Source organism: Mycobacterium timonense, from assembly GCF_025821985.1.
Classification (GTDB): Bacteria; Actinomycetota; Actinomycetes; order Mycobacteriales; family Mycobacteriaceae; genus Mycobacterium; species Mycobacterium avium.
Window position 1 is genome coordinate 37,540 of the sequence record NZ_JACKSY010000018.1, and the last position, 20,079, is coordinate 57,618.

Below are 20,079 nucleotides of genomic sequence, written 5' to 3' on the forward strand. Positions count from 1 at the left end.
ACAGGAAAGCGAACTAGGCGGCCAGCGGGGTGTAGTCGGTGGTGCGCTGGCGCGCCGGGCGCCCGATGCCCTCGGCGATCGCGGTCAGCTCGGCCACGGTCTTGGCCGACCCGTGTTCGGAGCCGGCCATCCGGGAGATGGTCTCCTCCATCAGCGTGCCGCCCAGGTCGTTGGCGCCGCCGTTGAGCATCACCTGGGTGCGCTGCACACCGAGCTTGACCCAGCTGGTCTGGATCTGGGAGATGCGGCCGTGCAACATGATTCGGGCCAGCGCGTGCACCGCCCGGTTGTCCCGATGGGTGGGGCCGGGACGGGCGGCGCCGGCCAGATACAGCGGCGAGCTCTGATGCACGAAGGGCAGCGGCACGAACTCGGTGAAACCGCCGGTGCGGTCCTGGATGTCGCGCAGCACGTTGAGGTGGCCCACCCAGTGCCGGGGGTTGTCGACGTGGCCGTACATCATGGTCGAGCTCGACCGCAGCCCCACTTCGTGTGCGGTGGTGACGATCTCGATCCACAGCGAGGTCGGCAGCTTGCCCTTGGTCAGCACCCAACGCACCTCGTCGTCGAGGATCTCGGCCGCGGTGCCGGGGATGGTGTCCAGCCCGGCCTCGCGCAGGCTGATCAGCCACTCCCTGATCGACAGCCCGCTCTTGGTCACCCCGTTGGCGATCTCCATCGGCGAGAACGCGTGCACGTGCATCGACGGCACCCGCGCCTTGACCGCGCGGACCAGATCGGCGTAGCCGGTGACCGGCAGTTCGGGGTCGATGCCGCCCTGCATGCACACCTCGGTGGCGCCGGCGACGTGCGCCTCCCAGGCGCGGTCGGCGACCTCCTCGGTAGACAGCGAGTACGCGTCGGCGTCGCCCTTGCGCTGCGCGAAGGCGCAGAACCGGCAGCCGGTGTAGCAGATGTTGGTGAAGTTGATGTTGCGGTTCACCACGAACGTCACGTCGTCGCCGACGGTGTCGCGGCGCAACGAATCTGCAAGGGCGGCAACGGCTTCCAGCGCAGGACCGTCGGCGGTGGCCAGCGACAGGTATTCGCTGTCGGTGCAGCCGGCCGGGTCGCGTTCGGCGGAGCGCAGCGCGGCGAGCACGTCGCTGTCCAGGCGTTCCGGCGCTCTGGCGCCCTGCGCGGCCAGCTCGTGCACGTGCGCGCGGATCGACTCCCAGTCGCCGAAGGCGCTGTCGATGTCGCTGCGGGTCTCGCTGTTGCGGCCCTGCGTGTCGATCGCCGCGTTGAGGTCGACGCGGCCCGAGGAGCCGACGTCGTCGGGTTCCTGCCACGGCAGCCCCACCGGATTGACGTCGCGGGCCAGACCGGTCACCGGATCGGCCAGCGCCCGGACGTGCCCGGACACCCGCGGGTCGATCCAGGCCGCACCCGCCTGCACGTATTTGGGCTGCGCGGTCAGCCGCTGGACCAGCTCGTAGCCGGATTCGGCGGTGACGGCGGCCAATTCGTCCAACGCCGGCCACGGCCGCTCGGGGTTGACATGGTCGGGCGTCAGCGGTGACACACCACCCCAGTCGTCGATCCCGGCGGCGATCAGCGCCCGGCATTCGTCGCGGGACACCAGGTTCGGCGGGGCCTGAATCCGCATCCCGGGGCCCAGCACCAGCCGCGCCACCGCCACGGTCGCCAGGTAATCCTCGATGCCGGCGTCGGGGACCGCGGCCATGGCGGTGTGTTCCTTGGCCCGGAAGTTCTGCACGATCACTTCTTGCACATGGCCGAACTCCTTGTGCGACTTGCGAATCGCGTGCAAGGTGTCGGCGCGTTCGGCGAGTGTCTCGCCGATACCGACCAGCAGACCCGTGGTGAACGGAATCGACAACCGGCCCGCGTCGGTCAGCGTGCGCAGCCGCACCGCCGGGTCCTTGTCCGGGCTGCCGTAGTGCGCAAGGCCTTTCGTCTCGAACAGCCGCCGCGACGTCGTCTCGAGCATCATGCCCATGGACGGCGCCACCGGCTTGAGCCGCGCCATCTCCGACCAGCTCATCACGCCGGGGTTCAGGTGCGGCAACAGCCCGGTCTCCTCGAGCACCCGGATCGCCATCGCCCGCACGTAGGACAGCGTCGAATCGTAGCCGCGCGCCTCCAGCCACTCCCGCGCCTCGGGCCAGCGATCCTCGGGGCGATCGCCGAGGGTGAATAGTGCTTCCTTGCAACCGAGTTCACCGCCGCGGCGGGCGATGTCGAGAATCTCGTCCGGCTCGAGGTACAGGCCCGCGCCTCGGGCGCGCAGTTTGCCCGGCACGGTGACGAAGGTGCAGTAGTGGCAGTTGTCCCGGCACAGGTGGGTGACCGGGATGAAAACCTTGCGCGAGTAGGTGATCGGCAGCCCGCCGCCCGGGCCGCGCCGGCCGGCCGACTCCAGGCCTGCGTCGCGGACCCGGGCCGCGCTGGCGCACAGGTCCGCCAGGTCGTCCCCGCGCGCGGTCATCGCGACCGCCGCCTCGTCGATGTTCAGCGCAACGCCATCTCGAGCCCGCCGCAACACCCGTCGTAACGCCGAGGCGGTCGCCTTCGGCGTGGCCCGCGATGAGGCCCTGGCCGGAACCACAGGATCAGGTAGGGCGGTAGGCTCCTCGCCCGGAGTCAACAGCACCTTGGTGTAACTTCCCCACGATCGAATTTCATCCGCGCGTCCCAACATGTGAAATCGTGGCACCCGTAGCGGGTCCCGGATGGGCAACTGTCAACAGTAGCGCCACGCCCACACCGGCAAGCGGGCGACATCCCGGCCCGGAACACGGCGACTCAGCCGCCGCGGCCGCGCCGCCACAGCACCCAGACCGGCGGCGCCACCCCGAGCACCAGCAGCAGCAGGGCCCCGTAGGCCATCACCCCGCGGCCGCCCAGGATGACGTCGTCGGCCGGGCCGCCCATGCTGATCACCGCGACGGTCAGCAGCCAGGTCCACAGCGGCAGCGCGACCAGCCGCGGTGATCGGGTCCAGCGCCCGGCGGCCCACACCAGCGCCGCGTTGAGCAGCCCGGAAATCAATCCGCTGATGGGAAAGGGAACCGTCCCGATATACAAAGGCAGCAGCAGGGCCCCGGCCAGTGCGGAGAGAACCCCGTCGACCGCCAACAGCGCCAGGACAACGAAACGAATCGCGGGGTCTGTCGCGCCGCTGTCTTCACCGGACGCGACGCGCGGCTTGGTTTCGGTCAGGTCGGAACGCTGTCGATGTTGGAGAGTATCGAGCCGATAACCCACTGCAGGCTGTCGAGCCGGTCCTGCCAGTGCTGCTGATTAGGGTCCAGGTCGGGGTCCATGCGAATTCCTTCCGTGGCTGCCTGATTGGCAGCCTACCGCCTGGGGGCGGCGCCGAATTCCAGGCCCGCGAGCAGATCCGTCTCCCAGCCGCGCTCGTCGCGCGCGCCGGCCGCGCCGGCGACCAGGACGTAATGCTCCTCGTCCAGGATGGGCAGGGCCACGTTGTTGGACAGCGCGCAGGCGCGGCCGGTCGGCCCGACGACCACCTGGGTGGCGTGCGCGGCCAGCGCCGCCCGCTTGGCCGCCCAGGCGTGCGGGCCCGCCGCGACGACGGCGTCGATGTGGTCGTCGGCGTAGCCGAAGGTGAACTGCTCCGCCGAGGGCATCGACCAGTCCGGCCGCAGGTCCTCGGGCGTCAGCGCCTGCACGGCCGCCTCGAACGGCCGGGTCGCGAACACCGACCAGTAGAACTTGGGTACCGCCCACGGCTCGCCCGGGAAGTCGCCGGCGCCGGCCGCGGCCACGGCGGCCGTCGTCACGGTGTGCACGTGGACGTGGTCGGGGTGGCCGTACCCGCCGGCGGGGTCGTAGCCGACGACGACGTGCGGGCGCTGCTCGCGAATGACGGCCACCAGCGCGCCGACGGCCTCGCGCTCGTCGGCGTCGATGAATCGCTGCCGGCGCCGCTTGGGGGTGCCGGGCATGCCGGAATCGCGCCAGCGGCCCGCGCCGCCCAGATAGCACGGTTCGCCGACGCCCAGCTCCCGCAGCGCGGCGGTCAGTTCGCCGATCCGGTAGCCGCCGAGCTGGTCGGCGCGATCGACGGCGAGTTCGGCCCACCGCTCGCCGATCACCTCGCCCTCTTCGCCCAGCGTGCAGGTCACCACCCGGACGTCCGCGCCGGCCGCGGTGTAGTGCGCGATGGTGGCGCCGGTGCCCAGGCTCTCGTCGTCGGGATGCGCGTGGACGAACAGCAGCCGCGGCGTCTCAGCCATGCAGCGCACCCTACCGGCCGCCGTGGTGCGGTTGCTGCGCCGGGAAGCAGCAGATAGGAACGCGCACGGCTACTATCAAGAAATGCCCCAGCTGACCGACCGGACCGGCAGCCGAAGCCGTCGGCGCGGCGAGGTCCTCGAACGCGCCCTCTACGAGGCCACCCTGGCCGAGCTGACGGAAGTCGGTTACGGGGGCCTGACCATGGAGGGCATCGCGGCGCGGGCCCACACCGGCAAGGCCGCGCTCTACCGGCGCTGGGACACCAAGTGCGAACTGGTGCACGCCGCTTTGGTTTTCGCGCTGCCGCCGGTGCCCGAGCTGCGGTCCGGCCGGTCGGCCCGGGAGAACCTGCTGGCGATGTTCACCGCGCAGCGCGACCTGCTGGCCGGCAAGACCGCGTTTCCCGGCATCGAGGTCATCCAGCAGCTCTTGCACGAGCCCGAGATGCGGGCCATCTTCGCCGACGCGGTGGTCCGGCCGCGGCTGAAGATCGTGGAGTCGATCCTGCAGTCCGCCGTGCAGGACGGCGACCTCGATCCGAAGTCGATCACCCCGCTCACCGCTCGCATCGGGTCGGCGTTGATCAACCAGCATTTCCTGCTGAACGGGTCGCCGCCGAACCGGCGGGAACTGGCCCTGATCGTCGATACCGTGATCCCGCCGCGGGGTTCGGACCGCGCCGCCGACTAGCTACGGCCCGGTCTTGGTCCATTGGCCGGCGTCACCGACGATGCCGACCGGGACCGCGCCGGACAGGCTGACGTTCTGCACGCTCGGGCCGGCCGCCACGATGGTGGTGTCCTGCAGGATCGGCAGCACCGTGGACATGTTCCACAGTCGCGGTTCGACCGCGGTGATCACGTCGTTGATGTTCTTGGTGCCGTTGAGGGCGGCGTCGATGTTGGACTGGATGCTGCGATCGCAGATGCCGGTGAGGTTGGACGGCGCCTGTACCAGGGCATTGGGGTCGGCGGGCCGGCTCGGCGGTGGTGTCGAGGTGGGGGTTGCCGACCTGGTGGCCGGTCCGGTCGACGGGGCGGGCCCGCCCGGGGCGGGCGACGTGGGCGTCGGCTCGGTGGAGGCCGGCACCTGGGTGGACTGCAGCGCCGGACAGCCGTAGCGGGCGGCCAGCCGGGTGGCCAGGTTGCCGCCCGCCTGATGCCATCCGACGATCGCGTCCACCCGGTTGTCGTTCAGCGCGTCGCGGTAGAGGGTGACCGGGTCCAGCGCCAGCACGGTGGCGGCGATGCCGACGTTGCGCAGCTGGTCGGCGGCGGTGTTGGCCACCGCCACCGCGGTCGGGTCGTTGGCCGCCACCCCGATGGCCAGCGAGAGCTGTTGGCCGTCCTTGCTGATCCGGCCCCGGATGACCTCGGGCGGCCCGGTGTTGGGCGGACCCGGGGCGGGCGTCGCCGGTGAGGCCGACGTGTTGGGCTCCACCTTGTACCCGGCGCCTTCCAGCAACGCCAGCGCCGCCGGTGTCGTCATCGCCGGCGGGGCGGTCGGCTCGTAGCCGGGGTCGCTGGGCGCCCGGATCTGGGCCTGGTCCAGGGTGACGGTGTTGTCGCTGCCCGCGCCCACCGCCGCGAGCAGGTCGACGTCGAGCAATCCCAGGATCGCCTTACGCACTTGCGTGTCGGCAAGTTTGGGCTGGGTGGCGCGCAGCGTGAGCTGCATGACCCGCGGTGTGACGATCCGGGCGGTCCGCACGTCGGGGATGGCGGACAGCTGCGCGAACGCCGCCGAGCCGCCGTGCACCTGCGCCACCTGGGTGTCGCCGTTGCGCACCGAATCGGCAAGGGCCGCAGGCGCTCCCGCGCGCCGGAACAGGATGAGCCCGGGCTTGGCCGGGGGCCCCCAATAGCGGTCGTTGCGGGCGATCAGGATCTCGTCGCGCTGCGGGTCGATGCTCTCCACCCGGAACTGCCCGCCGGTGACCGGAAGCGCCCGGGCCAGACCGGCGGCGAAACCGCCGGGCACGTCCTTGACGATGTGCGCCGGAAGGATGTTGTTGAACAACTCTTTCCACGCCGGGTAGGGCTCGGAGAAGGTGACCACCGCCTGCTTGCCGCCTTCCAGCGACTGCACGCCGGTGATCAGGTCGTAGCCGGCCGGGTCGACGACCCCGGGCTGGCTGACCATCTGGTGCCACAGATACCAGAAGTCGTCGGCGGCGATCGGGGCGTTGTCGGTCCACTGCGCCTCGGGCCGGATCTTGTAGGTCACCGTGAACGGGTTCTGGCTCGTCACCTCCGCGGACACCAACAGGGTCGGGTCCATCTCCCAGCGGGAGCCGGTGGGCGTGTTGGGATCGGGCACCGGCCGGAACGCGCTGGGCAGCACCAGCGCGCTGATCGCCGCGTTGACCGGGGACAGGTCGGAGAGCAGGTGCGGATTGAAGCCCGCCCCGATCGAGTCGATGCCCATGATGATCTGGCTGACCCGGGGCGGCGGCGGCACCGAATTGTGCGGCGTGTCGGTGCTCTGCGGGGCCGGCGGCGGGTTGACCGTGCACGCCGAAAGCACCAGGCCGACCACCGAAACCAGGCCGCCGAGCACCATGAACACCCGGCGCACTCGTCTCGGCACGCTGATCAGGGTATCGAGCAGCCGCACAGCAGCCCGTCCGACCACCAGTGGTTCAGCCCCGGGCCTTGGCGCGGGCCCGGCTGCGCGCCCGCGAGGTGGCGTCCAGCTCGACCTTGCGCACCCGCACGATCTCCGGAGTCACCTCGACGCATTCGTCGGCCGCGCAGAATTCCATGGCCTGCTCCAGGTCCAGCTCGAGCGGCTTGGCCAGCGTCTCGATGACATCGGCGGTCGAGGACCGCATGTTGGTCAGCTTCTTCTCCCGGGTGACGTTGATGTCGAGATCCTCTGCGCGCGGGTTGATTCCGACGACCATGCCCTCGTAGGTGTCCTGGCCGGGTTCGACGAAGAACTGGCCGCGGTCGGCGAGCTGGATCATGGCGAACGGCGTGATGGTGCCGGCGCGGTCGGAGACCAGCGACCCGGTGTGGCGGGCCCGGATCTCCCCCGCCCACGGCCGGTAGCCGTCGAACACGGCGTTGGCGATGCCGGTGCCGCGGGTGATGGTGAGGAAGTCGGTGCGGAAGCCGATCAGCCCGCGGCTGGGCACGATGAAGTCCATGCGGACCCAGCCCGCCGCGTGGTTGGTCATCTCCTCCATGCGGCCCTTGCGGGCGGCCATCAGCTGGGTGATGGCGCCGACGAACTCCTCGGGGCAGTCGATCGTCATCGCCTCGAACGGCTCGTGCAGCTGGCCGTCGATGGTGCGGGTCACCACCTGCGGCTTGCCGACGGTGAGCTCGAAGCCCTCCCGGCGCATCTGTTCGACCAGCACGGCCAGGGCGAGCTCGCCGCGGCCCTGCACCTCCCAGGCGTCGGGCCGGCCGATGTCGACGACCCGGATGCTCACGTTGCCGACCAGCTCCTGGTCCAGCCGGTTGCGGACCAGCCGGGCGGTCAGTTTGTGGCCGGGCACCTTGCCGGCCAGCGGCGAGGTGTTGGTGCCGATGGTCACCGAGATCGCCGGCTCGTCGACGGTGATCCGGGGCAGCGCGTGGGCGTGGTCGGGGTCGGCCAGGGTGTCGCCGATCATGATCTCGGGCAGCCCGGCCACCGCGACGATGTCGCCGGCGATCGCCTCGTCGGTGGGGCTGCGCTCGACGCCCTCGGTGGCCAGCAGTTCGGTGATCTTGGCGCTGGTGATCACCGGCAGCCCGTCGACCTCGCGCATCCAGGCCACCTGTTGGCCCTTGCACAGTTTGCCGTTGTAGATGCGGATCAGGGCGAGCCGGCCCAGGAAGGTCGACGCGTCGAGGTTGGTCACCAGCGCCTGCAGCGGCGCCTCCGGGTCGCCCGACGGCGCCGGGATGTGCTCGAGCAGCACGTCGAACAGCGGGTCGAGGTTCTCCCCGGCGGGCACCTCGCCGTCGGCCGGTTGCTCGGTGCTCGCAACGCCGGCGCGGCCGGAGGCGTACAGCGTCGGCAGGCCCAGCGCGTGCTCGGCGGCCTTGGCGGCCTCGTCGTCCAGGTCGGAGGCGACGTCGAGCAGCAGGTCGTGGCTGGCCTCCACCACCTCGGCGATCCGGGCGTCCGGCCGGTCGGTCTTGTTGACCACCAGGATCACCGGCAGGTGCGCGGCCAGCGCCTTGCGCAGCACGAACCGGGTCTGCGGCAGCGGCCCCTCCGAGGCGTCGACCAGCAGCAGCACCCCGTCCACCATGGACAGCCCGCGCTCCACCTCGCCGCCGAAGTCGGCGTGCCCGGGGGTGTCGATGACGTTGATGACCGTGACGCTGCCGTCGGGGTGGTGGCGGTGCACGGCGGTGTTCTTGGCCAGGATGGTGATGCCCTTTTCCTTCTCCAGGTCACCGCTGTCCAGGATGCGCTCCTGGGTGTCGTCGCCGCGGTGGTGCAGCGCCCCGGACTGCCGCAGCATCGCGTCCACCAGGGTGGTCTTGCCGTGGTCGACGTGGGCGACGATGGCGACGTTGCGAAATGGCACGTCGGAGATTCTGGCAGCGCGGGGCCACCGATAGCGAACCGGCTGGATAACCCGGGCCGCTCGGGTCCGCTCGTCGAGTGTGAATCCTGGGCGTTTCAGTGTGCATCCTGGGCGGGCCCCATCGGCGTGTCGCCTACCTGGCTGCACACTGAACGCCGGGGCGCGCTGTCTTACCAGCCGCGGCGGCGCGGCGCCGTGCCCACCAATTGGTCCTTGGCCGCCACCTCGCGGCTGCGGTAGACGATGTAGGGCCGGAACAGGTAGACGACCGGGGCGCTGAACACGTGCACCAGCCGAGTGAACGGCCACAGCGTGAACAGCACCATGCCGATCAGGGCGTGCAACTGGTAGTCCAGCGGCGCGTTGACCATCACCTCGCCGTGCGGCTGCAGGATCCAGATGCGGCGGAACCACAACCCCACGGTGTAGCGGTAGTGGAACTCCCCGCCGTGCGGGCCGGTGCCGATCAGGTCGCAGTACAGGCCGACCACGATGGCCAGCACCAGCACCACGTACATCACCTTGTCGCTGCGGGTGGTGGCCGCCGACACCGCCGGGCGGGTGAAGCGGCGGTAGATCAGCAGCCCGACGCCGGCCAGGGTGGCGAAGCCGGCGGCCGACCCGGCGATGACGGCCTGCATGTGGTAGAGGTGGTCGCTCATCTTCAGCATGTGCGTCACCCGCGGCGGGATGAACAACCCCATCACGTGTCCGGCGAACACGGCCAGGATGCCGAAGTGGAAGATCGGGCTGGCGATGCTCAGCAGCCGCGACTCGTAGATTTGCGACGACCGCGACGTCCAGCCGAACTTGTCGTAGCGGTAGCGCCACCAGGTGCCCACGATCAGCACCGACAGCGTGACGTAGGGCGAGATGTCCCAGAACAGGACGTTGCTAAACACCGGGGGTTCCTTCGGCTCGAGGTGGCACGGTCAAGGTAAACGGTTGCAGCCCAACGGCTTCCGCGGGCGGGCCGGCCTCTAACAGTTGACGGGCCAGCCGCTCGGCGCGGCGCGCCTCCTGATCGGTTGCCGCGGGCAGGGTCTGGCAGACGGCCGCGACGGCCGGCTCGTACGGCGACTTGGCGTCGGCCAGGGCGCAGCGCAGCACGTCGATCGGCACCCGATGCGCGATCAACAGCCGCCGCCCGGCGTCGGGGTCGACGGTGGCGGCGAATTCGAGCACCACGGTCAGGTGGTCGGGCGCCTCGTTGCTGGGCGGCTGCACGCCCGCCTCGCGGTAGGCGGTGGCGAAGGCCAGCATCTCGCGGCCGCGGTTGCGGGTGTCCCCGGCGGTCCAGTAGGTCAGGTACATGGTGGCGCGCCGGCGCATGTCGAAGGTCGCGACGTAGTCCATGGCCGCGGCCATCGGTTCGCGGCCGCGCAGCGCCGCGGCCGTCTGCCCGAGCAGCGCGCCGGCCGGGCCGCTGACATGGCCGAGCAACTCTTCCACGGTGTCCAGCCTCCCGCCGAACCCGTCGTCGGGGTAGGCCAGCAGCAGCGACGCCGCCTGCCACACCAGGCGATCCTGCATCACCCGGCTGCTGGAGCGCTCCCGCAGCGCCGACAGCAGCCTCATCGCCGCTGCGCCTCGGGGAACATGCCGGCGGGCACCTGGCCGCCGTCCCAGTTCAGCAGGTTCACCCGCGGCCGGGTGCTGCCGGGCTCTGCCTCGGTGGGGCCGCCGCGCTGCTTGAGGGCGTGGAAGGTCTCCACGGCCACCGGCTCCGACTCGTACATGCCCGGCCCGCCGTCGCCGGTCAACGAGCAGCCCATCTGCTCGAGGTCGCGGGCCTGCGGCGCGAACGCCGTCGGGATGACATAGCGCTCTTCGTATTTCGCGATGGCCAGCAACCGGTACATCTCGTAGATCTGTTCCTCGGTCATGCCCACCGAATGCGGGATGTGCGGCTGGGTTTCGCGGCCGAGGTTGATGTCGCGCATGTAGGAGCGCATCGCCGCCAGCCGCCGCAACACGCCCTCGACCACCGCGGTGTCACCGGCGGTGAACAGCTCGGCCAGGTATTGCATCGGGATGCGCAGCGCGTCCAGCGCGCCGAACAGGTTGCCCAGGTCCTCGCCGTCGTGGCCGTCGCGGCTGACCGCGTCGACCACCGGCGACAGCGGCGGGATGTACCACACCATCGGCATGGTCCGGTATTCCGGGTGCAGCGGCAGCGCCACCCGATAGGTGTGGATCAGCGCGTACACCGGGGAACGCTGCGCGGCCTCGATCCACTCGTCGGGAATGCCCTGCGCCCGCGCGCCCGCGATGACGTCAGTGTCGTTGGGGTCCAACAGGATATCGCACTGCGCCCGGTAGAGGTCGGTGTCGTTTTCCACCGACGCCGCCTCGAGTACCCGGTCCATGTCGTAGAGCACCACACCCAGATAGCGCAGCCGGCCCACGCAGGTCTCCGAGCAGATGGTGGGCAGCCCCACCTCCATCCGCGGATAGCACAGCGTGCACTTCTCGGCCTTGCCCGTCTTGTGGTTGAAATACACCTTCTTGTAAGGACATCCGGACACACACATCCGCCAGCCGCGGCAGCGGTCCTGATCGACCAGCACGATGCCGTCCTCGCTGCGCTTGTACATCGCGCCCGACGGGCACGAGGCCACACAGGACGGGTTGAGGCAGTGCTCGCAGATCCGGGGCAGGTAGAACATGAAGGTCTGCTCGAGCGAGAGTTTCACCTCTTCGCTGACCTTCTTCAGGATCGGGTCCTCGGCCAGGATCTCCGGCGACCCGGCCAGGTTGTCGTCCCAGTTCGGTCCCCAGGACACCTTCATCGGCTCGCCGCTGATCAGGCTTTTCGGCGCGGCCGTTGGGAAGGTGTCACCGGCGGGTGCGGTGGTCAGGTTCTCGTACTCGTAGGTCCACGGCTCGTAGTAGTCGCCGATCACCGGCAGCTTGGGATTGGCGAAGATGCGCAGCAGCTTTTGGAAACGGCCGCCGTCACGCAATCGCAGCCGGCCCCGCTTGTCGCGGATCCAGCCGCCACGCCACCGCTCCTGGTCCTCATAGGTGCGCGGATAGCCTTGTCCCGGACGGGTTTCGACGTTGTTGAACCACACGTATTCGGTGCCCGACCGGTTGGTCCAGGCCTGCTTGCAGGTCACCGAGCAGGTGTGGCAGCCGATGCACTTGTCGAGGTTCATCACCATCGCCAGCTGCGCCATGACCTTCATGTCAGTACACCACCTCTTGGCTGCGACGACGGACGATCGTCACCTCGTCGCGCTGGTTGCCGGTCGGCCCCAGGTAGTTGAACGCGAACGCGTGCTGGGCGTACCCGCCCGCCAGGTGGCTGGGCTTGATCCGCACCCGGGTCAGCGCGTTGTGGTTGCCGCCGCGCTTGTCGTTGGTTTCGGTGCGCGGCGTGTCCACGGTGCGCTCCTGGACGTGATAGACGTACACCACCCCGTCGGGCATCCGGTGGCTGACGATGGCCCGGCACACGTAGATGCCGTTGGCGTTGACCGCCTCGACCCAATCATTGTCGCGCACTTGGATTTTCGCCGCGTCTCCCGGGCTCATCCACATGGTCGGGCCGCCGCGGGACAGCGACAGCATGTACAGGTTGTCCTGGTAGGTGGAGTGGAACGACCACTTCGAGTGCGGGGTCAGATACCGCACGGTGAGCCCGATTCCGTCCTCGCATGCGCCCAGCCGCGGCTGGCCGAACAACCGCGCCATGTCCAGCGGCGGTCGGAACACCGGCAGATGCTCGCCGAGTTCCTCGACCCAGTCGTGCGCCAGGTAGAAGTGCATCCGTCCGGTCAGCGTGTGGAACGGCTTGAGGTTCTCGATGTTGATGGTGAACGGCGCATACCGGCGGCCACCCGTCTCGCTGCCCGACCATTCCGGGCTGGTGACCACCGGAACCGGCCGCGCCTGGGTGTCGGCGTAGCTGATGCGCTTGTCCTCGCTGCCCTCGGCCAGATGCACCAGCCGCTGCCCGGTGCGTTTCTCGAGCTCGTGGAAACCCTCGACCGCCAGCCGGCCATTGGTGGTGCCCGACAGCAGCAGCAGCACGTCGGCCATCCGCGCGGCGGTCGTGATGGCCGGGCGGCCCGCCGCCACACCGGATTTCAGCACCCCGAACCGGGCGGCCAATTCCTCGACCTCGCGGAACGGATGCACGGTGACGCCCTTGGTGGTCAACCCGAACTTGTCGACCAGCGGGCCGAGCGTGCGCCACTTGTCGTAGACGGCGGCGTAGTCGCGCTCCACCACGGTGAGCTTGCCCATGGTGCGTCCGGGCACCGGCGTCGCCCCGCTGCGCAGCCAATCGTGTTCGGCGCCATCGGGATAGGCCATCGCGTCGGGTGTGTCGTGTTGCAGCGCGGTGAGCACCACGTCGGTGCGGGTGCCCAGGTGCTCCTTGGCCATGGTGCTGAACGCGCGGGCGATGGCGCCGAAAGCGTCGAAGTCCGAACGGGTTTCCCAGGGCGGGTCGGTCGCCGCGCTGAACGCGTGCACATACGGGTGCATGTCGGTGCTGGAGATGTCGGCCTTCTCGTACCAGGTCGCCGCCGGCAGCACCACGTCGGACACCAGCGTCGTCGAGGTCATCCGGAAGTCGATCGACATCATCAGGTCGAGCTTGCCCTCGGGGATGTCTCCCTCGCAGGTCACGTCGACGGGCCGCACCCCGTCCTCGGGCGGCACCGCCGACGCGTTGGAGTCGGTACCCAGCAGATGCCGCAGGAAGTATTCGCCCCCCTTGCCCGACGAACCGATCAGGTTGGCGCGCCACACGGTCAGCACCCGCGGCCAGTTGACGGGGTTGTCCGGATCGGTCACCGCGAGTTTGAGGTTGCGGCGGCCGAGCTGCTCGGCGACGTACTCGGCGACATCGCGGCCGGCGGCGCGCGCCTCGTCGGCGACGTCCAGGCTGGACCGGTCGAACTGCGGGTAGTACGGGCTCCACCCCATCGCCACCGCCGAGGCCAGCAGGTCCATGGTGTGCCTGCCGGCGAACCGGCCCCGGCCCACCGGGCTGGCCAGCTTGTCCGCCCCGCAGCCGTCGTACCGCCATTGATCCGTGTGGGCGTACCAGTACGAGGCGCCGGGCACCTGGCGCGGCGGGCGCACCCAGTCCGTCGCCATCGCCATGGTCTGAAATCCGGTGAGCGGGCGCACCTTTTCCTGGCCGACGTAGTGCGCCCAGCCGCCGCCGTTGCGGCCCATCGACCCGGTCAGCATCAGCAGCGCCAGCACCGCGCGGTAGATCGCATCGCTGTGGAACCAGTGGCAGATGCCGCCGCCCATGATGATCATGGAGCGGCCGCCGGATTCCTCTGCGCTGCGCGCGAATTCCCGCGCCACCCGGATGGCCTGGGCGGCCGACACGCCGGTGATCGCCTCCTGCCAGGCCGGGGTGTTCTGCTGGGTCGCGTCGTCATAGCCGGTGGGCCATTGACCGGGCAGCCCCGGCCGCTCCACCCCGTATTGGGCGAGCATCAGGTCGAAGACCGTGCACACCAGGTGTTTACCGACGCGGCGCACCGGGACGCCGCGCGCCACGGACTTCCCCTCGCCGTCGACGGTGTCGAAGCTGGGCAGGTGCACCAGCGCCGTCTCCCCGTCCTCGGTCGGGGCGGCCCGCACACTGAGCGCCGGCACCAGGTCGCCCAGGTCCAGGTTCCACTTCCCCACGCCCGACTCGCCGTACCGGAAGCCCAGCGAACCGTGCGGCACCGCAACCGAATTGGTGGTCTCGTCGAGCAGCGCGGGCTTGAGCGCCGCATTCTCGACCGCCTCGCCGAGGTCGGCCGCGGTGAGGTTCTTGCCGGGCACCAGCATGTCGCCGCGCTCTTCGAGCTTGATCAAGAACGGCAGATCGGTGTAGCGGCGGGCATAGTCCGTGAAGAACGGAACCTGTTCTTGCACATAGCATTCCGAGAGGATGACGTGGCCCATCGCCATCGCCAGCGCCCCATCGGTGCCGGCGGCGCAGGGCATCCACTCGTCGGCGAACTTGGTGTTGTCGGCGTAGTCCGGGCTGACAGTGACCACCTTGGTGCCGCGGTAGCGCGCCTCGGCCATCCAGTGCGCGTCGGGCGTGCGGGTGATCGGGACGTTCGAGCCCCACATCATCAAATACGCTGCGTCCCACCAGTCCCCGGATTCGGGGACGTCGGTCTGGTCGCCGAACACCTGGGGCGAGGCCACCGGCAGATCGGCGTACCAGTCGTAGAACGAGGTCATCGGGGCGCCGATCAGCTCGAAGAACCGGGAGCCGGCGGTGTAGGACACCATCGACATCGCCGGGATCGGCGAGAATCCGGCCACCCGGTCGGGGCCGTAGGTCTTGATGGTGTGCACGTGGGCGGCGGCGATCAGCTCGGTGGCCTCGGCCCAGGTGATCCGGACCAGTCCGCCCTTGCCGCGGGCCCGCTGGTAGCGGCGGCGGCGCTCGGGGTCGGCCTGGATGTCGGCCCAGGCCAGCACCGGATCGCCGAGGCGTGCCTTGGCTTCCCGGTACATCTCGACCAGGACGCCGCGTGCGTACGGGTAGCGCACCCGGGTGGGCGAGTAGCTGTACCAGGAAAACGACGCGCCGCGGGGGCAGCCCCGCGGCTCGTACTCGGGCCGGTCCGGACCGACCGACGGGTAGTCGGTCTGCTGGGTCTCCCAGGTGATGATGCCGTCCTTGACGTAGATCTTCCACGAGCACGACCCGGTGCAGTTCACCCCGTGCGTGGAGCGAACCACCTTGTCATGGCTCCACCGGTCGCGGTAGAACACGTCGGCCTCGCGGCCGCCCTGCCGGGTCACCGTGCGCAGGTCGGCGGAGAACTCGCCCGGCGTGAAGAACCGCCCGCTGCGCTCCAGCAGCTCCTCGAGCACTCCACCGACGTGGGGTGTGGCAGTCAAGAAGTACTCCTCCTGGTCGATAGCGTCACGCCGCGAGCTGGGCACGCTCTCAGTTGTGACCGGCGGGGTGGACCCACCCGTCCACACCAGCCCGGATCGGCTCGTCCGTCGGCATTTCAGGCCCGCGGGCTGGGGGCGATACGGGCCCAGCATAGGCCGCCGCCGCCGCGGCGAGGGCGCGCGACCGGCTGGCAAAACACCAGGTGAGCCGCGCCGGTATGCGGGCAGCGGGAAGCCTGCCGGTCCGGCACCGAAGCCGGGACGGCACGGTCGGAACAAGCACTCGGCTCGCTATCGGCACGCACATCCAGGGCAGATTCGTGTGGCGTCGTTATTACAAGTCATATTGTTCTATTCAGTTCACTGCGACGACCTGCAACACGGCTGTGCGTCAGCTGCCGGAAGTCTGTGGACTTGGTTAAAGGACCCGCGCCAGGTCGCCCAGCCAGCCGCGATCGGCCGGCACCCAGTCGAGGTCGTGCAGCTGCGCCGCGGTGATCCAGCGCAGAGCCCGATGGTCGCGCGCTTCCGGTCGGCCGCGCAGCAACCGCACCCGGTAGGCGCGCAGCGTCATCCCACCGTCGACCGCGATGTCCCCGCCGAGCCGGTCGCCCACCGCGATGTCGCCGACCCGCAGATCCAGCTCCTCGGCCAACTCGCGGGCCAGCGCGTCGCGCTCGGTCTCGCCGGGCGCGACCTTGCCGCCGGGCAGTTCCCAGCGCCCGGCCAACTCCGGCGGGCGGGCGCGCTGGGCCACCAACAGGCGCGAACCGCGGATGAGGGCCCCGGCGACCACGATCTGGGTCGGCATGGCCAGTGACGGTATACCGTCGGCGCGCACGCCGCCCTCCTTACCCGCGCATCGCACCCAATTCCCTTGCCGCACAACAACTCTCTTACGGTTTCGCGGAGACCGTGGAATACTTGACGGTGGCCGGTGTGGCCTCTGCCAGGCACTTTTGCAGAATGGGGGTTGGCACATGATCACCGAACCCGCAACGGCGTTCTCACGCGTGTTCCGGGGCTATGACCCCGCCGCGGTCGATGCCTACGTCGAGGCGTTGCTGGCCAAGCAGAAGCTTCTGATCGACGAAGTTCAGAACCTCAGGGCGCAGCGAAACGAATCCGGCGACCAATTGGCCGCGCTGCGGATCGAAGTCGCCTGCCTCAAGGACGAGGTTGCCCACCTCTCGGACACCTCGCCGACGCCGTACGCGATCCAGCATCGGATGACGAAGATGCTGCGCCGCACGCTCGAGGAGATTTCCCGGATGCAGGCCGAGGCGCAGGCCGAGGCGGAGTCGATGATCGCGGCGGCCGCGGCGCAGGTCGAAGCATCGCATCGAGAGCACCAAGAGCTGTTGGCGGACATGGCCGCACAGCGGGAGGCGTTGGAAACGGAGCGCGAGGAAGCCCAGAAGGAACTCGAGGCCGAACTCGCGACGATGCGTGCGGAGACCCAAGCGTCGATCGACGAGGCGCGCCAGGAAGCTGAGCGTGAGTGCGCGCGGCTCCTCGCCGAGGCGAAGCAGAAGGCCGATGATCTCGATGAGCGGGCACGGCGCACGGTCGAGGAAGCGAATCAGCAACGCATCATGATCTTGGAGGAACTGATGGACGTGGCCCGCGACCTCCAAGGTCTTCCGGCCAGCCTGGAATCCGCCTATCAAGAACGAACGAGTCCTTCGGAAGCCAGCGTCGTGGTGCCCTTGGACCCGAAGAATCAGGCGCCGGGTCCCGCGGTCGCCTCGTAGTCGACCGGCCGCTGGGGTTCACCGCTCTTTCGCGACGTGTCCTGTACATCTGGTGACGGGAAACTAAGCTGGGGCGTGGTGGACGGTGGACCCGGCACCCCTACCGCAAAAGCGCCTTGAGGACAGAGCTATGGCTGTGTTAACGGATGAGCAAATCGACGCCGCACTGCCCGATCTGGACGGATGGGAGCGTGCCGACGGCGCGCTGCGGCGGTCGATCAAGTTTCCCAGCTTCCTGGACGGCATCGACGCCGTGCGCCGGGTAGCCGAGCACGCGGAAAGCAAGGATCACCACCCCGACATCGATATTCGTTGGCGGACAGTGTCTTTCGCGCTCGTCACGCATTCCGAGGGCGGTATCACCCAAAACGACGTCGACATGGCGCGCGATATCAACAGGATCGTCGGCAGCTAGCCCTCGCCTGGGCTCGCCTGCCCTCGCCCTCGCCGTCGGCGGTCACGCTGGCGTGACGCTCGCCGGCGGCGGTCACGCTGGCGTGACGCTCGGCGCGGTGACCTGGTGACCGGCGCGGCGGCCGGCGGCCGCGATCCAGATCAACGTCGCTACCGCCGCGACGATGTAGACCAACCCCGCCCAGGCCAGATACCACGGCCGGCCGATCTGCCAGATGTTCGGTTGCGCGAAGCTCAACAACCACGGCACCCCGATGAGGGTCAGCGCCAGCCAACCCCACCCCACGAGGCGCGCGCCGCGCCAGGCGCGCACCGGGCCGTGGATCGCCCAGATCATCAGCGGCACCAGCCACACCCAGTGGTGTGTCCAGGAGATCGGCGAGAGCAGCAGCCCGAACACCTCCACCACGATCAACCTGCCCAGCCGGTCGGAGCGGTCCAGTGCGCGCCAAGCCAGCACGGCCAGCACCGCGGTGCCCGCGACGGCGGTCACCAGCAACGGTCCGAATCCCACGTCGTGACCCAGGATTCGTGAGAGACCGCCGCGCCAGGACTGATTGAACGAGGTGGCGATGGGGCCGACCCGGTGGGCGTCGCCGAGCAGCTCGGTGAAGTAGTAGCGCGTCTGGTCGCCGACGACGAGGACCGAAATCCCAATGGTGGCAAGGAAAATGACGGCTGAGAACACCGTCGCGGCCCACCGCCGGGCACCGGCCAGGTACACACCGGAGACCGCGGGAGTCAACTTGATGCCGGCCGCCAATCCGACCAGCAGACCCGACACCCACCATCGCGTGCTGTAGACCGCCCACAGCACCGCGGTCATCAGCAACACGTTGACCTGCCCGTAGTCGAAGGTGCTGCGCAGCGGCTCGATCCAGATGGTGACCGCCGTCCACACCATCGCGACACGCCGGCCGTGGGCGCCGGCCGGCACGCCCAGCAGGCGCTGGCTGATCCGGACGGCGCCGTACAGCGCGGCGATGGTCGCCAGTTGCCAACCCAGGGCCACCAGGCCGAACGGCAACAGGTGCAGCGGGTAGAAGACGATGGCCGCGAACGGCGGATAGGTGAACGGCAGCGGGAAGTCCGGCGTCTGGTCGGCGTAGACGTAGCTGTACAGCGTGCCGGGGTGGTCGAGCGCGGCCGCTCCGCCGAGGTAGACGTGCAGGTCGACGAAGTTCGCGCCGTTGGGGACCAGGTACGTCCAGGCCAGGCGCGCGGCGACGCTCGCGACGAGCAGCAGCGGGGCCGCCACCGCGAGGACGTCCGCTGCACGCCGGGTGCTGGGTGCCGCCGGGGCGGCCGAGGTGGTGTCTATCCGCCCGACTTTAGCGATCGGGGCGCGCGCCGCCGTGGCCTCGGTGCCCAGATGACCCGTTTTCAAGCGGTTTTCGCGCGACCGGTCACCGCTGTCGCTCGTATCGGTAACGATCAAATAAATGCCACACGTGTCACTTGAGTCCCATCTGCATCAAAGTAGCTTCGGCGGCGGGACCTGTAATCGATCAACCAGGGAGAGTCATGCCAACCATTTGGACTTACTTGCGTGCAGCCGCCGTCGTGGTCGGCTCGTCCGCAGCGCTACTGACGGGCGGAATCGCCCACGCCGACCCCGTGCCCACTCCGCCGGTGCCCAACATCCCGCAGCAGCTGATCAGCTCGGCGGCCAACGCACCGCAAATCCTGCAGAACCTCGCGACCGCGCTGGGCGCCACGCCGCCGGCGCCGCCGGCCACCCCGGGCATCAGCTTCCCGGGTGTTCCGGCGGCCGGCTCGCCGGTGACCGCGTCGTCCCCGGCGGCCGTGCCCTCCATCCCGGGCCTGCCGCAGGCGGCGGCGCCCTCGGCGCCGTCGACGGCGACCGGTGGCATCCCCGGAATGATCCAGGGATTGACGGGCGCGCAGCCCTCGGCCGCGGCTCCCGCCGCTCCGGCCTCTTCGTCGATCCCCGGCCTGCCGGCGATCCCGGGGTTGTCGGCACCGGCGGCGCCCGCCACGCCGCCCGCCCCGCAGCTGCCGCAGGCGCAGGTCAACATGCCGGCGATGCCGGCCGGCCTGCCGGTCAGCGTGCCCGCGCAGGTGACGCTGCCCAAGGATCTGCCGGCGCTGGCGTCGGGGCAGGCCCCCGGCGCACCGGCGGCCCCCGCCGCACCCGCGGCACCCGCGCCGGCGGCCAGCCCGGCCGGTCCGGTGGCACCGCTGCTCGCTGCCCTGCCTTGAGCAGCACCGTCAATCGGCTAACCCACTACTGAGAACCGGAGGACA

General features: G+C 69.7%; 15 protein-coding genes. 4 read left to right on the top strand and 11 right to left on the bottom strand.

Translation table 11 applies throughout. From position 1 onward, the window contains the following. Nucleotides 1–13: 13 nt before the first annotated feature. The 3 genes from H7I87_RS05340 to mshB form a co-directional block, all read right to left on the bottom strand. On the bottom strand, nucleotides 14–2,665 hold the full coding sequence (locus H7I87_RS05340) for a bifunctional FO biosynthesis protein CofGH (protein WP_080516336.1): 2,652 nt from the start codon (nucleotides 2,663–2,665) through the stop codon (nucleotides 14–16). Nucleotides 2,666–2,769: 104 nt separating this feature from the next. Continuing rightward, a complete protein-coding gene (locus H7I87_RS05345; protein WP_003875463.1) occupies nucleotides 2,770–3,231 on the bottom strand; it encodes a hypothetical protein in 462 nt (153 codons plus the stop codon). Between the two features lie 92 nt (nucleotides 3,232–3,323). Further along, nucleotides 3,324–4,226 carry an N-acetyl-1-D-myo-inositol-2-amino-2-deoxy-alpha-D-glucopyranoside deacetylase gene (mshB, locus tag H7I87_RS05350; RefSeq protein ID WP_009975503.1) on the bottom strand — a complete coding sequence of 301 codons (903 nt, stop codon included), beginning with the start codon at nucleotides 4,224–4,226 and terminating at the stop codon, nucleotides 3,324–3,326. Nucleotides 4,227–4,308: 82 nt separating this feature from the next. Between mshB and H7I87_RS05355 the strand changes: the two genes are divergently transcribed. After that, on the top strand, nucleotides 4,309–4,917 hold the full coding sequence (locus tag H7I87_RS05355) for a TetR/AcrR family transcriptional regulator (protein ID WP_009975502.1): 609 nt from the start codon (nucleotides 4,309–4,311) through the stop codon (nucleotides 4,915–4,917). On the opposite strand, the gene H7I87_RS05360 is transcribed toward H7I87_RS05355, so the two are convergent. From H7I87_RS05360 to H7I87_RS05390, 7 genes are all read right to left on the bottom strand, one after another. After that, entirely contained in the window at nucleotides 4,918–6,822 is a 1,905-nt protein-coding gene (locus tag H7I87_RS05360) for an ABC transporter family substrate-binding protein (protein WP_162151413.1), read from the bottom strand. 46 nt (nucleotides 6,823–6,868) lie between these two features. Next, on the bottom strand, nucleotides 6,869–8,758 hold the full coding sequence (gene typA / locus H7I87_RS05365; RefSeq protein ID WP_009975500.1) for a translational GTPase TypA: 1,890 nt from the start codon (nucleotides 8,756–8,758) through the stop codon (nucleotides 6,869–6,871). A gap of 170 nt (nucleotides 8,759–8,928) precedes the next feature. Further along, nucleotides 8,929–9,660 (bottom strand): respiratory nitrate reductase subunit gamma, encoded by a 732-nt coding sequence (gene narI, locus H7I87_RS05370; RefSeq protein ID WP_003875458.1) that lies wholly within the window; start codon nucleotides 9,658–9,660, stop codon nucleotides 8,929–8,931. Then, a complete protein-coding gene (narJ, locus tag H7I87_RS05375) occupies nucleotides 9,653–10,336 on the bottom strand; it encodes a nitrate reductase molybdenum cofactor assembly chaperone (protein ID WP_009975497.1) in 684 nt (227 codons plus the stop codon). The genes narI and narJ overlap by 8 nt, the downstream gene beginning before the upstream one ends. Next, a complete protein-coding gene (gene narH, locus H7I87_RS05380; RefSeq protein WP_011724063.1) occupies nucleotides 10,333–11,949 on the bottom strand; it encodes a nitrate reductase subunit beta in 1,617 nt (538 codons plus the stop codon). Before narH ends, narJ begins: the two co-directional genes overlap by 4 nt. A gap of 1 nt (nucleotide 11,950) precedes the next feature. After that, the gene (locus tag H7I87_RS05385; RefSeq protein WP_033711794.1) at nucleotides 11,951–15,643 is read right to left on the bottom strand and encodes a nitrate reductase subunit alpha; all 3,693 of its coding nucleotides are present in this window, start codon (nucleotides 15,641–15,643) and stop codon (nucleotides 11,951–11,953) included. A gap of 418 nt (nucleotides 15,644–16,061) precedes the next feature. After that, complete coding sequence (locus H7I87_RS05390; RefSeq protein WP_031353928.1) at nucleotides 16,062–16,454, bottom strand: (deoxy)nucleoside triphosphate pyrophosphohydrolase; 393 nt, start codon at nucleotides 16,452–16,454, stop codon at nucleotides 16,062–16,064. 169 nt (nucleotides 16,455–16,623) lie between these two features. Between H7I87_RS05390 and H7I87_RS05395 the strand changes: the two genes are divergently transcribed. Further along, nucleotides 16,624–17,397 (top strand): coiled-coil domain-containing protein, encoded by a 774-nt coding sequence (locus tag H7I87_RS05395; protein ID WP_033711792.1) that lies wholly within the window; start codon nucleotides 16,624–16,626, stop codon nucleotides 17,395–17,397. Nucleotides 17,398–17,527: 130 nt separating this feature from the next. Next, the gene (locus H7I87_RS05400; protein WP_033726661.1) at nucleotides 17,528–17,812 is read left to right on the top strand and encodes a 4a-hydroxytetrahydrobiopterin dehydratase; all 285 of its coding nucleotides are present in this window, start codon (nucleotides 17,528–17,530) and stop codon (nucleotides 17,810–17,812) included. 72 nt (nucleotides 17,813–17,884) lie between these two features. On the opposite strand, the gene H7I87_RS05405 is transcribed toward H7I87_RS05400, so the two are convergent. Continuing rightward, complete coding sequence (locus H7I87_RS05405; protein WP_023861252.1) at nucleotides 17,885–19,198, bottom strand: mannosyltransferase; 1,314 nt, start codon at nucleotides 19,196–19,198, stop codon at nucleotides 17,885–17,887. A gap of 137 nt (nucleotides 19,199–19,335) precedes the next feature. Between H7I87_RS05405 and H7I87_RS05410 the strand changes: the two genes are divergently transcribed. Then, nucleotides 19,336–20,034 carry a hypothetical protein gene (locus H7I87_RS05410; protein WP_003875450.1) on the top strand — a complete coding sequence of 233 codons (699 nt, stop codon included), beginning with the start codon at nucleotides 19,336–19,338 and terminating at the stop codon, nucleotides 20,032–20,034. The last annotated feature ends 45 nt before the right edge of the window (nucleotides 20,035–20,079 follow it).